Source organism: Streptosporangium subroseum, assembly GCF_900188345.1.
GTDB classification, from domain to species: domain Bacteria; phylum Actinomycetota; class Actinomycetes; order Streptosporangiales; family Streptosporangiaceae; genus Streptosporangium; species Streptosporangium subroseum.
Window position 1 is genome coordinate 1 of record NZ_FZOD01000064.1, and the last position, 15,331, is coordinate 15,331.

Genomic DNA, 15,331 nt, shown 5'->3' on the forward strand with positions numbered 1-15,331 from the left:
CATTCGCTACGCGGAAGGCTTGCTTCGCCGCGCCTGCCACTGCGCTCACTGCGTCGGGCTCACTCACAGTGATCATCGTTCGCTCACCACTCCTCGTTCGCTGCGCGGAAGGCCTGCTTCGCTGCGCTTCACTTGATGACTCCGGTCAGGACGCCGACGGGCACCGCGAGGAAGCCGAGGACCATCACCACGGAGATCGCGGCGGCGACGCCCTTCAGCGCCCGGTAGCCACGCCCGCCCGCCAGGCCGAGCGTCTGGAACGCGCTCCACAGGCCGTGCCGCAGGTGCAGGCCGACCATGATCACGGCGAGCGCGTAGAAGAGGGTGACCGGCCAGCGCGAGGGGGCGAAGCCCTGGACCAGCCGCTCGTACGGCGTGCCGTCCCAGCCCGCCGGGTTGACCGTGCCGAACGTGAGGTCCAGCAGGTGCCAGATCACGAACAGGACGATGACCACGCCGCCGTAACGCATGGTGTGCACGGCATAGCCGCTCGCCCGGGACTTGCGCTTGGCCGCGTACTTGACCGGGCGGGCCTTCCTCGCCCGGCGGGCCAGGGAGATCGCCGACCACATGTGCAGGCCGACCGCCACGGTCAGCACCACCTCGACCAGGGTCAGCAGGACCCGGCGGGGAACGATCGGCTCGCCCATGGTCCGCAGGAAGTCGGCGTAGGCGTTGAAGGTCTCGGCGCCGAAGAAGCTCTTGAGGTTGCCGGCCATGTGGCCGATGAGGAAGAGGACCAAGATGGCGCCGGTGACGGCCATCACGGCCTTTTTTCCGTTGGAGGAGGCCAGGAACCGACCGGACCTCTTGGGCGTCTCGGTCTTCGCGGGGGTGTTCCCCGGCGGGTTAACCGGCGCGGTGGAGGATCCGCGCTCAATCGTGGCAGTCACATACGTGACGCTAGGTAAGGGTATTTACCTTCGTCCAAGTCATCGTAGATGTCGTTTCCATAGCCGCCGGCTATTACCTCTGCGTCCGTGCCCCTTTCATGTCCGCGCGTTGTCGGGTAGTGCGAGCAATCTCACATCATCTCCCACATCGGGGGTCGCCCCGGATCCGCGGCCATGAGGTCCGTACGCTAGGGAAACGTGCAGCTCCAGCAACTGGCCTACTTCGTGGCGGTCGCCGAGACACGTCATTTCACCCAGGCCGCCGAGCGGATGCGCGTCGCCCAGCCCTCACTGAGCAAGCAGATCAAAGCCCTGGAGGCCGAACTCGGCGCACCGCTGTTCAGTCGCGCCCGGGGGAACGTCACCCTCACCCCCGCGGGGGAGGCGCTGCTGCCGCTGGCCCGCCGGATGCTGGCCGACGCCGAGACCGCGCGGAGCGAGATCGGCGAGCTGGCCGGGCTGCGTCGTGGTCGGGTCAGGCTGGGAGCCACGCCCTCGCTCTGCTCGGGACTGCTGGCCGACGCGCTGGCGAGGTTCCACCACGCCTATCCCGGCATCGAACTGTTCGTGGAGGAGGGCGGCTCCCGCGACCTGGTCCGCACCCTCGCCCGCGGCCAGCTCGACCTGGCTCTGATCATCATGCCGCTGCAGACCGACGACCCCTCCCTGGTCACCGAGGAGATCCTGCGGGAGAACCTGGTGGTCGTCTCCCCCTCCACACCCCACGTGCGCAAGCCGTACCTGCGGATAGAGGAGCTGCGCGGGCGGCCGATGGTGATGTTCCGCCGCGGTTACGACCTGCGGGAGGCCACGATCAGCGCCTGCCGCCAGGCCGGGTTCGAGCCCAGGTTCGCGGTGGAGGGCGGCGAGATGGACGCCGTACTGCGTTTTGTGGAGGCCGGGCTGGGGGTCGCGCTGGTCCCCTCGATGGTCCTGGACGGCCGTCCGGGCCTGACCGGAACCCCGCTGGCGCCCCCCGGGCTGCGCCGCACCATCGCCATCGCCCACCGCAAGGACGTCGAGCCCACCCGCGCGGCTCAGGCCTTCCGCTCGACCCTGCTCTTCTTCCTCGCCGAGGCCGCCCATGACGGAAGCCTGCCCCAGGGACTCGACCTGATCACCAAGTCTTGATCCATACAGCTCCTGCCTCATCGGGACACCCCCATACGCCTCCATCTACAGTGAGAGGGCTCACAGCCTGGCTTTACGCGAACCGAAGAAGCGAGAGGACGACATGTACGTCGCGAATCTGAAGATCTCGGGCGTGCGCGGCTTCTCCGGGCCCCGGGAAGTAGATCTCGACTTCGCCCGCCCCGACGACACCTATGCCGGTTGGACCGTCCTGGCCGGCCGCAACGGTACGGGAAAGACCACTTTGCTTCAGGCCATCGGCCTGGCGATGGCCGGATCGTGGTTGATGCCCGGCGCCGACGTAGAGGCATGGGCCGACTCACCTCCTGACGATCAAGCACGCGCGGTGAGCGTCACGGTCCTTCCTGAGGGCCCGTTTGATGAGCTCGACCTCTTCACCAACCAGCGGGAGTCACTCACGATGACCACCCGATGGGGTCCGGACGGTGGAGTCCGATGGGAAGACGACAACCAGGCCTCCGGTCCGGTCGGCGGTCACGCCAACCGCGGTTGGCTCTGCATCGGCTACGGTCCGTTTCGTCGTCTGTCCGGCGGTCCCTCGAACAGGCGAAACCACCCTCGCCGAGGTCGCTATGACATCGGGATGAGCACGCTGTTCGACGAGGACGCCGCCCTGACCGAGGGCGTGAGCTGGCTCGTCGAACAGCACCTCCTTCGGCTGGAGGAAAAACCCGGCGCAGAGGTTCTTCTGGAAAACGTTCTTACTCTCCTCGCCGATGGCCTTCTTCCCGATGATCACCAGATATGCCGAGTCGATTCCGACGGTCTCTGGGTCCGCCGACGGGACGAGGAATTCCCACTGCGCAGGATGAGCGACGGTTACCGAGCCGTCACCGCCCTTGTCCTGGACATCGTGCGGCAGATGCACCTGGCCTATGGAAACCTCCGCCTGGACCACGGCGATGTCCCTGCTCTCCTGTATCCAGGAGTCGTGCTGATCGATGAGGTGGACGCGCATCTCCATGTGAGCTGGCAGCAGAAGATCGGCGATTGGCTGAAGACCCACTTCCCGATGATCCAGTTCATCGTCACCACCCACAGCCCCTACATCTGCCAGAGCGCCAGCCCCGGCGGGCTCATCCGGCTCCCCGGACCGGACGAGCAGGACTCCCCGGGGGTCGTGAGCGAGGATCTCTACCGACGGATCGTGTACGGCAGCGGCGACGACGCCGTCATGACAGAGTTGTTCGGCGTGGAATCCCCCTACTCCCCTCGTGCGGACGAGCTTCGCGAGGATCTCGGCGACCTTGAGATCAAGGTGCTCGACGGGACCGCGACGCCTGCCGAGATCAACGACTACAAGCAGCTCAGCAGGGAGCTGACGAGTTCGCCGACCGCTCGGGTACGGGAAATATCGCAGACTTTTGGGTCCGATTCGTGATCCCACTGATCCGACCGTCCCTTCCCGCGGAACTGGTCGGCCGGCTTGGCATACATACCGCTCATCTCCGTACCCGTTCTGCGAACGGATTGGCGGCCCGCGACCGATGGAAGAACGCGGCCGTGGACCGATCGGCCTTGCGTGAGGTACTACGACCCATGGCGCCAGGGATAGAGCGGTGCATGTACTGCGGTGACAGTCTTGGCACCGCGATCGACCACTTCGAACCGATCAAACTGGCCCCGTTGCGCGCCTTCGACTGGCTCAATCACTTTCTGGCATGTGAATACTGCAACAGCAATGCCAAGCGCGCCGAGTATCCATGCGACCCTCTGACCGGCGAGTGCCTGCTCATCGATCCCTCAATCGAAGATCCTCATGATCACCTTCGGCTCATCCTGAGCACCGGGCGCTATCGCGCCAAGACTCGCAAGGGGGAGGCCACCATCACCACCTTCCGGCTGGACCGCCGGCAGTTGGAGCGAGCGCGTCAGGACGCCTTTCAGCGATGTGAGGACATGCTTCGCGGTTACGCGAACCTTCTCTCCCGAGGAGAGCACCAGCGAGCACACGGACGGGCACAGGCCCTGTTACGGCAGCCGCATGCCGACGTGCTGTACGCGATGGTGCGCACGCTGGACTCCCCGGGAGCGGCCGTGGTTCTTGACGAAGACATCATGGGAATCCTGCGCACCCGGTTTACGGTGCCCGCTTCCTGGATCGGTGTCCCTGAGAGATCCTGAACCGTACACATCGCCAGAGTTCGCGGGTCACCGCGCCGGGCCCGGAGGTGTTGTCGGCCACGACATCCGCCACGCAGATCCGGAGATTGATCAACACCCTGTAAGTCCCGGTGTCACACTATTCTGCATACCGTTAATAGGTGTCCCCGAGCTCACGAAGAGGCGTCCGTGACCGCCCCCGACAATGAAACGCTCACGCTCCTCCTCATCGAGGACGACGCGGGCGATGCCTTCCTTGTGGAGGAGCTGCTCGGCGAGGCGAACAACCCACCCAAGATCATCTGGGTGCGCAGCCTGGCGGAGAGTCGGGTCCGGCTGACCACGGACGTGCACTGCGTGCTCGTCGACCTCTCGCTCCCCGACGCGAGCGGCCTGGAGGCGCTGGAGCAGGTGCTGGCGATGGCGCCTCACGCCGCCGTGCTCGTGCTGACCGGGCTGAACGACACCCATGTGGGCGCGGCGGCCGTGGCCGCGGGCGCCCAGGACTTCCTGGTCAAGCAGGACGTGGAGGCCCGGCTGCTGGCACGGGCGATCCGTTACTCCATCGAGCGCAAGCGCGCCGACCTGGCCCAGCGCAGACTGGTCGAGGCGGAGCTGCTGACCAAGGAGAACTCCCGCCTGGAGCGGGGGCTCCTGCCCGTCCCGCTGCTGGCCCCGGGGACCCTGGATCACCAGGCCCGCTACCTGCCGGGCCGGCGGCGCGCCCTGCTCGCCGGCGACTTCTGGGACACCGTGCAGACCCCTGACGGCTCCGTGCACGTGGTGGTCGGCGACGTCTGCGGGCACGGCCCGGACGAGGCCGCGCTGGGGGTCGCGCTCAGGATCGCCTGGCGGACCCTGGTCCTGGCCGGGCACACCGGCAACGACCTGCTGCGCACGCTCGACTCGGTGCTCCGCCTGGAGCGCAAGTCCGCGGAGATCTTCACCACGCTGTGCATCGCCACGATCGACCCCGCGCTCGACCACGTGCGAATGCACGTGGTCGGTCATCCGCCGCCGCTGCTGATCCGCGACGGCGTGATCGAGGTGGTTCCGGGCACCCCGTCGGGACCGCCCCTGGGGATCTTCCAGAACGTGGAGTGGTCGGAGCTCGATGTGCCGCTCGGCGGCGACTGGTCGATACTTCTCTACACCGACGGCCTGATCGAGGCCACCGTGGGCGGCGGGCCCGACCTGCTCGGCACCGAGGGCCTGCTCAACCTGGTCCACGAGCAGGGCGGCATCCACCTCGACCGTCTCATCGAAAAGGTCATCGAGCTGAACCGCGACGCGCTCAGCGACGACCTGGCCACCGTTCTCATCTCACGGAACGGGAAGCGATGAGCAACCGTGCCCGTCCGCATCCCCTGCCCGCGCCCGCCCCGGCGACGGGCTTCGGGAAGCTGCCCCTGGGCCGCTGGTTCCTTATCTCAGGAGCGGTCATCGCCCTGGTCTTCACGATCGCGACCGTTATCACGGTCGCCTCGCTCGTGGAGACACGCGCGGCCCGGGTGGGCGTGGTGGACGTCGTCGATCCCGCGGCGCTGCGCGTCCTGGAGATCTCCAACGCGCTGACCTCGCAGGAGAGCTCGGTGCGGACGTACGGCAGGACCAACGAGGTGACCGCCCTCCAGGAGTACAGGAAGGCGGTCACCTCCGAGGTCACCGCGCTGACCGCGCTCGACGGGCTGATGCCCCAGATGCCGGAGAAGGCCGTGGTGAGCGCCGAGGTGGCCCGGTTGAAGGCCGTGGGAGAGGCCTGGCGGCGTGACTACGCGGAGGTGGTCGTCGCCTCCGTCCCAACCCTGAAGACGGAGGCCTCCAGGCAGAGCGCGCCGATCAACGCCGCACGATACAACGACGTCCGCCAGTCGCTCACCGAGCTCCAGACCCACCTGAACCGGCTGCACTCGACGGGCAGCGCCCGGCTCGAACGGGGCTGGCAGGCTCTCTACCTCGCGCTCGGCGGGGTGGCCGCGGTGTTGGTCCTGGCCGGGATCGCCGCCGTGCTCATCGTGCGCTACGCCGTGCTCCGTCCGCTGGCCGAGCTGAACGCGCAGGTTCGCGCGGTCGCCCAGGGAGACTTCGACCACCGGCTCAAGGTCGAGCGTCCGGCCGAGCTGACCGAGCTCTCCGGCCACGTGGACGCGATGCGCCGCCGCATCCTCAGCGAGTGGCGCCGGGCATCCGAGACGCAGACGAAACTGGAGGATCAGGCGGCGGAGCTGCGGCGCTCCAACGGCGAGCTGGAACAGTTCGCCTACGTGGCCAGCCACGACCTGCAGGAGCCGCTGCGTAAGGTGGCCAGCTTCACACAGATGCTGGAGCAGCGCTACGGGGACCAGCTCGACGACCGCGCCAAGCAGTACATCGCCTTCTCCGTCGACGGCGCCAAGCGCATGCAGCTCCTGATCAACGACCTGCTCGACTTCTCCCGGGTCGGCAGGCTCGGCGGCGAGCGGACCGGGATCGACGCCAACCTGCCGCTGAAGGCCGCGCTGAACAACCTCGGCGCGCCGATCGAGGACGCGGGCGCGACGGTGACCTCCGACGAGCTGCCCGAGGTGCGCGGCAACCGGGCGCAGCTCACCCAGCTCTTCCAGAACCTCATCGGCAACGCGGTCAAGTTCCGCTCGCAGGAGCCGCCGAAGATCCACATTGGCGTACGGCGCGACGGCGACATGTGGGAGTTCTCCTGCACCGACAACGGGATCGGCATCGAGAGCAAATACACTGACCGGATCTTCCTGATTTTTCAGCGCCTGCACGGACGCGACGCGTACGCGGGAACCGGCATCGGGCTGGCGCTGTGTAAGAAAATCGTCGAGTACCACGGTGGTCGCATCTGGGTGGACGACGATGAACCCGGCAAGGCCGGAACGACTTTCCGCTGGACGCTTCCTCCTGGAGACACCGAATGAATGACCTGCGCTGGATCGACGTGCTCCTGGTCGAGGACGACCCGGGCGACGTCCTGCTGACGCGGGAGGCGTTCGAGCTCAACAAGGTCAGGAACAAGCTGCACGTGGTCAACGACGGCGAGCAGGCCATGGCCTTCCTCCGCAAGGAGGGCGACTACGCCGACGTGCCCCGGCCGGACCTGATCCTGCTGGACCTCAACCTGCCCCGCAAGGACGGCCGTGAGGTTCTCCAGGACATCAAGGCGGACGAGAAGCTCCGTGGGATCCCGGTGGTCGTGCTGACGACGTCGGAGTCCGAAGAGGACATCCTGCGCAGTTATAATCTGCATGCCAACGCGTACGTCTCCAAGCCGGTGGACTTCGAACAGTTCATCAGCGTGGTCCGGCGGATCGACGACTTCTTCGTGACCGTGGTCAAGCTGCCCAACTCCGGCCAGCACTACTGACCGTTGAGCACCACCGCCCGGCGATCAAGGGGTCGACAGGTCAGCTGACCTGGCCGTCGGGGAACTCCGCGGCGCTGTCCAGCCTGTGAGACACTGACAAATGCACAGCTCCTTCCTGACCAACGTGACAGGAATCACACCGGAGTAGTGAAAATGTGAGTGACCCTTCTCACCTAACCCCCGGGCTGCGTCGTAACGTATCCCCACCAATATGCGCGCGCACGTGTGAGCCGGCGCGACGATGGCCCAGCGCGCAGCACCGATGAGCGGCACAACTGAAACGACCCGGACCTCTTTGGCGAGCGAGGTCCGCGGGAGGTGGAGAGGTCTTGATGACCCAGACAACGGCCGACAGCCCGGCCAGACGACAGCGCGCACAGATCAAGGAGCGCACGTTACGAACCGATCCGTGGTGGCGCTATCCACTGATCACGTTCATCATCTTCATGGCATTCCTCGTCTACGCCACGTGGGCGATCTTCGATACAAGCTACTTCATGGCCCCGTACCACGCGCCGTTCGCATCGCCCTGTCTGGCGACGAGCTGTCCGGAGGGGGCGCGGCTCTTCGGCTTCGCGCCCTTCGGTGACTGGTACACGCTGCCTCCGGGGTTGCTGATCCTCGGCCTTCCCGCCGGGTTCCGCTTCACCTGCTACTACTACCGCAAGGCCTACTACAGGGGCTTCTGGCTGTCCCCGCCGGCGTGCGCGGTGAACGAGCCCCACAAGAAGTACACCGGTGAGTCGCGCTTCCCGCTCATCCTGCAGAACGTCCACCGTTACTTCTTCTACGCGGCGATCGTCGTCGGCCTCATCCTCGCCTACGACGCGGTGAAGGCCCTGATCGAGAAGCCTGACGGCCTCGGGACCTGGATCCTGATCGTCAACGCGATCCTCATCAACCTGTATTCCCTGTCGTGCCACTCCTGCCGTCACATCACGGCCGGTCGCCTGAACCACTTCTCCAAGCACCCCGTCCGTTACAGGGCCTGGAACGTGGTCTCCAAGCTCAACGCCAAGCACCAGGAGCTCGCGCTGGTCTCCATGTTCTCCGTCATGGGCGCGGACCTCTACGTCCGCCTGGTCGCCAAGGGCATCATCGCCTTCTCGTTCGCATAAGGATCACCTGTGGAAATCGAGCGTCACGAATACGACGTCGTCGTCATCGGCGCCGGCGGTGCGGGACTGCGGGCGGCCATCGAAGCCCGCCAGCAGGGCAAGCGAACGGCGATCGTCTGCAAGTCGCTGTTCGGCAAGGCGCACACGGTCATGGCCGAGGGCGGCGCGGCCGCTGCCATGGGCAACGTCAACAGCAAAGACAACTGGATGGTGCACTTCCGCGACACCATGCGCGGGGGCAAGTTCCTCAACAACTGGCGGATGGCCGAGCTGCACGCCAAGGAGGCCCCCGACCGGGTCTGGGAGCTGGAGGCCTGGGGCGCGCTGTTCGACCGCACCAAGGACGGCAAGATCAGCCAGCGTAACTTCGGCGGGCACGAGTACCCGCGGCTGGCACACGTCGGCGACCGTACCGGCCTGGAACTGATCCGCACCCTGCAGCAGCGCGTGGTCGCGCTCCAGCAGGAGGACGAGAAGCTGCACGGCGACGCCGAGGCGTACATCAAGGTCTTCCAGGAATGTACGGTCACCCGCCTGCTGAAGGACATGAGCCCCGCGCACGGCCCCGGTGGGGCGATCGCGGGCGCCTTCGGCTACTGGCGGGAGAACGGCAAGCTCATCCTGTTCGACGCCCCCGCGATCGTGCTGGCCACCGGCGGCATCGGCAAGTCCTACGTGGTCACGTCCAACTCGTGGGAGTACACCGGAGACGGTCACGCGCTGGCCCTGCTGGCCGGGGCGAAGCTGATCAACATGGAGTTCATCCAGTTCCATCCCACCGGCATGGTCTGGCCCCCCTCGGTCCGCGGCATCCTCGTCACCGAGTCCGTCCGAGGCGACGGCGGGGTGCTGAAGAACTCCGAGGGCAAGCGCTTCATGTTCGACTACGTCCCCGAGGTGTTCAAGGCCCAGTACGCCACCACCGAGGAGGAGGGCGACCGCTGGTACACCGACCAGGCCAACAACCGCCGCCCTCCGGAGCTGCTCCCGCGTGACGAGGTGGCGCGAGCCATCAACTCCGAGGTGAAGGCGGGTCGCGGATCGCCCCAGGGCGGTGTCTACCTGGACGTCTCCACCCGGCTCCCCGCCGCGGAGATCATCAGGCGGCTGCCGTCGATGCACCACCAGTTCAAGGAGCTGGCGGACGTCGACATCACCAAGGAGGCCATGCAGGTCGGCCCGACCTGCCACTACGTCATGGGTGGCGTCGAGGTCGACGCCGACACCGCGGCGGCGTCCGTCCCCGGCCTGTTCGCGGCCGGTGAGGTCTCCGGCGGCATGCACGGCTCCAACCGGCTCGGCGGCAACTCGCTGTCCGACCTCCTGGTGTTCGGCCGCCGCGCGGGCGCCGGAGCCGCTTCGTACGTGAACGCGCTCGCGGGCCGTCCGAAGATCTCCGATGAGGCGGTGACCGACGCGAAGGCGGAGGCGCTGGCCCCGCTGCAGCGTTCCGGTGAGAACCCCTACGAGGTCCACCACGAGCTGCAGCGCACGATGAACGAGCTCGTGGGCATCATCCGCAAGGAGGAAGAGGTCTCCGAGGCTCTGGAGTCGGTGGAGAAGCTCAAGGAGCGGGCCCAGGGGGTCGGCGCGGCCGGCAGCCGGATCTACAACCCCGGCTGGCACCTCGCGCTCGACCTGCGCAACATGCTCCTCGTCTCCGAGTGCGTGGCCAAGGCGGCCCTGCTCCGTCAGGAGAGCCGTGGCGGTCACACCCGCGACGACTTCCCGGGCATGTCGCCCGAGTGGCGCACCAAGATCCTGCTCTGCGAGCTCACCCCGGACGGCTCGGAGGTGATCGTCCAGGAGCAGGTTCAGCCTCCGATGCGCGACGACCTGATCCAGCTGTTCGACCGCGACGAGCTGAAGAAGTACATCACCGAGAAAGAGCTGGCCGACTTCGACGCGCTGGCCAAGGAGTAACCATGAGTTACAAGGCGAAGTTCCGCGTGTGGCGGGGCGAGGGCGGCGAAGGCAAGCTCGAGGACTTCACCGTCGAGGTGAACGAGGGTGAGGTCGTCCTCGACATCATCCACAGGCTCCAGGCCACCCAGGTCCCCGACCTGGCGGTCCGCTGGAACTGCAAGGCGGGCAAGTGCGGCTCCTGTTCCATGGAGATCAACGGCCGGCCGAAGCTCGGCTGCATGACCCGGATGTCCACCTTCACGGAGGACGAGACGGTCACCGTGACGCCCATGCGGACGTTCCCGGTGATCAAGGACCTGGTCACGGACGTGTCGTTCAACTACAAGAAGGCGCGGGAGATCCCGTCCTTCACCCCTCCGGCGGAGGTGAAGCCGGGCGAGTTCCGCATGCAGCAGATCGACGTCGAGCGGTCCCAGGAGTTCCGCAAGTGCATCGAGTGCTTCATGTGCAACAACGTCTGTCACGTCATCCGTGACCACGAGGAGAACAAGAGCAATTTCGCCGGTCCGCGTTTCCTCATGCGGATCGCCGAGCTGGACATGCACCCCTATGACGTGGCCGACCGCAAGGACTCCGCGCAGGAGGAGCACGGCCTCGGCTTCTGCAACATCACCAAGTGCTGCACCGAGGTCTGTCCCGAGCACATCAAGATCACCGACAACGCGCTGATTCCCATGAAGGAGCGCGTCGTCGACCGCAGGTACGACCCGCTGGTCTGGCTGGGCAACAAGATTTTCAAGCGCTCCAGCTCGAACAGCTGACATCTCCGGCAGCGCCGGTCGCGGAGGTTCGCGACCGGCGCTGCCGCGTTTCCCGGGACATTCTTCGAGGCCACGCCCGGCCAGCCGAAACCACCCTTTCGCCGTGGCACCGTCACGCCCGATACGGGACACCGTCACGCCCGATACCGGAAACCGTCACGCCCGAGACGTGGCATCGTCACGCCCGACAACGGTTCGTCTCCGCCCGGGGATCCGGGGCCGCCCGGAGCGACGGCCTCTCAGAGGTCTCCGCCTGCCTGCTCAAGCTTCCCTCAGGGAGATCCCCCCATCAGGGCAGGATACGGGGCGGCCCTGAGCCCGGAGACCACGGTGACCTCGACGGCGTCGGAACCCGCTCGATGATCGGTCGTCCTCTTTCCCGCCGGGGCGGGAAAGAGGACGCCGGCGGGCCGGCCGGCCCGCGCACCGCCTTACTTGGAACGCCCGAACAGTCCGCGCTTCTTCTTGCCCGTGTCCTGGCCGGGGAGCGGGTAGGCCGCCGTGCCGGTGGAATCGGCGGGAGACTGCGGGTCCGCGAGCGGCTCCTGGCCGGGGCCGCCCTGATCCGCCGGCCCCTGCGGGAGACGATCCCCCTGGGGCTCGAACGCGGAGGTTTCGCCGGAGCCCTGCGAGGAACCGCTCTGGAACTCGGAGGCGGGCGGCGGACCGTCCTGGAGGCGATCGGAGAACGAGTCCTGCCTCCGGACACCGGGTCCCATCGGCTCCGGAGCCGGCGCCCCCGGGAACTCCCCCGGCTCATGGGGGAACGGCGCTCCCTGAATCTCACGCGGCAACCGCGGGAAATCATCTCCCTGGAGATCGGAGCCGTACGGCGGAACGCCCTGGTCGAGGGGAGCGGCGTCGCCCACCGGGCCCTGGATCGTCTGCTCCCGATCCACCGGGCCGTATCCCGCCCGCTCCTGGGCTCCCGGGCCCTGACCCGCCTGCGGGCCGTACTGCTCACCCTGGCCGGCGGGATACTGCTCGTGACCCGGAGCCGGCATGTAGGCCGTCTGGCCGAACTGCTCCGGCGCCTGGGCGTGCTGCTGGCCGTACTGCTCCGGCGCCTGGGCGTACTGCTGGTCGTACTGCTCCGGCGAGTAGCCCTCCGGATAGACGGGGGCGTACATCTGCATCGGAACGAAGCTGATGATCGGGGCGTAGGCCGTACCGCCCTGATAGGCCCCGTGCGGGTAGCCGGGCGCGGGCCCGTAGCCGGGGCCCGCGGGATATCCCATGGGGTCGCGGGACAGGCCCCGGGGACCGGCCCGGCGGATGGCCGCGGCGTGGGCCAGGCGGCGCAGCCTGCCTTCGAAGATCAGTACGGCGAACAGCACCAGCAGGACCAGGATCAGCGCCGGGATGCCGAGCTGGTGGCTCAGCGTGGCGCCGTCGAACTCGGAGCCCGCGTTGCGGATCTCGTAGAGCTCGGAGGTCGGCGGTGCCTCGGCCGGCTGCGTCTCGGCCGGCGGCGGCGTGACGGTGGGGATGGTCGGGGTCTCCTCGGAAGGAGGAAACACGACCTCCGGGTCCGCACTCGGCGGCGGCGTGTCTGCCGGTGGCGGGACGATCGGCGGCGGCACGACCGGGGCCGAGGTCGGCGGCGGCTGAACCGGAGCGCTCGTCTTCGGCGGGGCCGGGGGAGGGGTCGTCGCCGGGACGGTGATCGTGGTGGTCACGGTCTTCTGCGGCACCTGGGTGCTCGGAGGCGGCGCCGGGTTCTCCGGGTCGTCGGTGACCGTGACGGTCACGACCGGCGTGGGCTCCTCGTCGCACGGAGCCGCCGGATCGGCGTCACACCCCGGGATCGACGAAGGGTCGGCCCCGACCATCCGAACCGCCGCGTCCGCCCGGATGGGACCGGTGAGCGGCGCGACGGCGAGCAGCAGCACCCCGCTCAGTCCCAGGGACATGACAACGGCGGTGACAGCTGCCGTACGCCGTGCTCGCGTCACCGGTGCCCTCCGAGATTCCTGCACAAACATGTCAAGGAGATACTAGTTGGGCAAAAGTAACAGCAAAGCGCCTTTTACAAAACGGGTCGCGCCCCACGGCGACGCCGGACCCTCATTTGCAGCCAGAGAAGGCCCAGGAGCGCCGCCATCGCGATCCCGACCGCCGGAAGACCCCGTACTCCCGACAGCAGCGAGCTCGACTCGGCGGCCGCCGGTGCGATCTCCGTGTTCGGGCCGTCCACATCTCGGGGAAGCGGTGCGCCCTGAAGCTGCGCATCGGCCGAGGCCCCCAGGGGCTGGGACATGATCGACGCCGGTGACGGCATCGCCGGCGGCATCTGCGGGGTGGAGCCGTTCAGCATGGGCGGCATTCCCGGCCCAACCGGCATTCCTGGCCCAACCGGCATTCCCGGTCCGCCGGGCATTCCCGGTCCGCCGGGCGCCATCGAGGCCATCGGCAACATCGGCGGCACGGCAGCCTGCTGCGGCCCGAACACCGGAGGTCCGGCCATCTGCGGCCCAGGCATCTGCGGCCCGGGCATCCGCGGTCCCGCCATCTGCAGCCCCGGCATCTGAGGCCTCGGCATCTGAGGCCCGGCCATCTGGAGTCCGGGCATTTGCGGCCCGGCCATTCGCGGTCCGGCGGCCGCGCCCTTGGCCGCTCCACCTGCCATCCCCGGCTTGCGGGGCGAGGAGGCGGAACGCGCCTTGGCCGCTCCCGAGCCGTCCTGTCCCGCGCTGCGGGGCATGCGGGACTTCTGATCAGGTACGGTGCCCGGCACCACGCCCCCGAGTCCTCCGGGGACCTGAGGCATCGGCTGCCCGGCTGCCGCCCCCTCGGGGGCCGGAGCCATGGAGAGCCCCGGGACCGACGCCCCCTTCTCCGCCTGCGGGGCGCCCTGTCCGGCCTCGGGCACGGGCACGGGAAGCCCCGGGACCACACCCTTCTCCGCCTGCGGGAAGCCCTGCCCAGCCTCCACCCGCGCGTCCGGCGGTGCGGCCTGCGCCTGCGACGTCGCCGGGGCCTCCGCGACCTCGCCCTGCGGCGCGACGGCCTCCGCCGGAGCCGGAGGCATCTGCCCCTCGGCCACCGCGGACCCGGCCGGAGCCAGCCTCTTCGCGGGCACGAACGACGTGTCGAGGATCTTCACAAGGGCGGCCAGGGCGGCCTTCTCCTTGTCTACGGCGGCCGCATCCTCCGCGGCTCCAGACGCCCCGGCGGAGGCCCCGGACGCCCTGAGGACATCGACGGCCTCGGCCCCGGAAATCTCGGGCGCCCTTTCGCCCGTCCCGAAGGCTCCGCCGTCATCGGAGGCGCCGGGCGCCCCGGGAACCCGACCCACCGTTCCGTCCGTCCCGAAGGCTCCGTTGTCATCGGAGGCACCGATCACCCCGGGAACCCGGCTCGCCGTTCCGTCCGTCCCGGAGGCTCCGGAGCCGTTGGAGGCGTCGAGCGGCCCGACAGGCCTGGGAGCCGCGCCGGGAGCGGGCTCGACCAGGCCGGGAGCGGATCCGGGCAGGGCGGGACGAGCCTCTTCCCCTGCCGGCACCTCGGACTCGGCGTCCACGGTGGCCGCCCGGATCGTGCCCTGGGCTTTCCGGGTCATCCACTCGCCCCCGGGCCCGCGCATCCGGGTCACCGCGGTCACCCCGATGTCCTGCGCCCCCTCAGGCACGTTGAGCAGCACGTCCACGGACTTTTCCCGACCGAGATCCCCCACCCTGCACACCTGCAGGCCGTCCGGGAGCGGCACCCGGCTGCCCGACGCGTCGGGGCATTCGATGCCCCTGAGCGCATCGGCGGGCGTCGTGACGATCGCCAGCCGGGCGTCGGTTCCCGGCCCCTCCAGCCGCACCGGGAACCTGATCACGTGGTCGGAGCCCGGCCACCGCGCCCCCACGCTGGAGCCGTCGGCCGCCAGGTCGAGGGGCACCGAGGCGGGTCCCGACGCCCCGATCGCGTATACCGCCGATCCGCCGCTCAGTAGGAGCGCCCCCGTTCCGACGGCCGATACGATCCGGGCACCCCGCCACCATCTGATCACTGCACTTCTCC

At 68.3% G+C, this 15,331-nt stretch carries 12 protein-coding genes; 9 read left to right on the top strand and 3 right to left on the bottom strand.

Annotation, left to right across the window (positions count from 1 at the left end):
• Positions 1-128: 128 nt before the first annotated feature.
• Entirely contained in the window at positions 129-893 is a 765-nt protein-coding gene (locus CHC08_RS38460; protein ID WP_089212320.1) for a succinate dehydrogenase cytochrome b subunit, read from the bottom strand.
• A gap of 198 nt (positions 894-1,091) precedes the next feature.
• Here CHC08_RS38460 and CHC08_RS38465 point away from each other — a divergent pair, with 198 nt between their 5' ends.
• The 9 genes from CHC08_RS38465 to CHC08_RS38505 all read left to right on the top strand — a co-directional run bounded on the left by CHC08_RS38465 (position 1,092) and on the right by CHC08_RS38505 (position 11,320).
• A complete protein-coding gene (locus CHC08_RS38465) occupies positions 1,092-2,024 on the top strand; it encodes a LysR family transcriptional regulator (RefSeq protein ID WP_089212321.1) in 933 nt (310 codons plus the stop codon).
• A gap of 103 nt (positions 2,025-2,127) precedes the next feature.
• The gene (locus CHC08_RS53065) at positions 2,128-3,426 is read left to right on the top strand and encodes an AAA family ATPase (RefSeq protein WP_089212322.1); all 1,299 of its coding nucleotides are present in this window, start codon (positions 2,128-2,130) and stop codon (positions 3,424-3,426) included.
• 182 nt (positions 3,427-3,608) lie between these two features.
• Positions 3,609-4,169, top strand: a complete 561-nt coding sequence (locus CHC08_RS38475) for an HNH endonuclease family protein (RefSeq protein ID WP_089212323.1) — start codon at positions 3,609-3,611, stop codon at positions 4,167-4,169.
• Between the two features lie 168 nt (positions 4,170-4,337).
• Positions 4,338-5,492: a PP2C family protein-serine/threonine phosphatase gene (locus CHC08_RS38480; RefSeq protein ID WP_089212324.1), complete on the top strand. Its 1,155-nt coding sequence runs from the start codon at positions 4,338-4,340 to the stop codon at positions 5,490-5,492.
• Entirely contained in the window at positions 5,489-7,069 is a 1,581-nt protein-coding gene (locus CHC08_RS38485; protein ID WP_089212325.1) for a sensor histidine kinase, read from the top strand. Before CHC08_RS38480 ends, CHC08_RS38485 begins: the two co-directional genes overlap by 4 nt.
• Entirely contained in the window at positions 7,066-7,515 is a 450-nt protein-coding gene (locus CHC08_RS38490; protein WP_089212326.1) for a response regulator, read from the top strand. The genes CHC08_RS38485 and CHC08_RS38490 overlap by 4 nt, the downstream gene beginning before the upstream one ends.
• Before the next feature lie 332 nt (positions 7,516-7,847).
• The gene (locus tag CHC08_RS38495; RefSeq protein ID WP_089212327.1) at positions 7,848-8,633 is read left to right on the top strand and encodes a hypothetical protein; all 786 of its coding nucleotides are present in this window, start codon (positions 7,848-7,850) and stop codon (positions 8,631-8,633) included.
• A 9-nt stretch (positions 8,634-8,642) separates the two neighbouring features.
• Complete coding sequence (locus CHC08_RS38500; protein WP_089212328.1) at positions 8,643-10,556, top strand: fumarate reductase/succinate dehydrogenase flavoprotein subunit; 1,914 nt, start codon at positions 8,643-8,645, stop codon at positions 10,554-10,556.
• Positions 10,557-10,558: 2 nt separating this feature from the next.
• Complete coding sequence (locus CHC08_RS38505) at positions 10,559-11,320, top strand: succinate dehydrogenase/fumarate reductase iron-sulfur subunit (protein ID WP_089212329.1); 762 nt, start codon at positions 10,559-10,561, stop codon at positions 11,318-11,320.
• 431 nt (positions 11,321-11,751) lie between these two features.
• On the opposite strand, the gene CHC08_RS50045 is transcribed toward CHC08_RS38505, so the two are convergent.
• Together CHC08_RS50045 and CHC08_RS38515 are read right to left on the bottom strand one after the other, a co-directional pair.
• Positions 11,752-13,233, bottom strand: coding sequence for a hypothetical protein (locus CHC08_RS50045; protein WP_089212330.1), 1,482 nt, complete (start codon positions 13,231-13,233; stop codon positions 11,752-11,754).
• A gap of 116 nt (positions 13,234-13,349) precedes the next feature.
• Complete coding sequence (locus tag CHC08_RS38515) at positions 13,350-15,320, bottom strand: hypothetical protein (RefSeq protein WP_089212331.1); 1,971 nt, start codon at positions 15,318-15,320, stop codon at positions 13,350-13,352.
• Positions 15,321-15,331 lie beyond the last annotated feature (11 nt).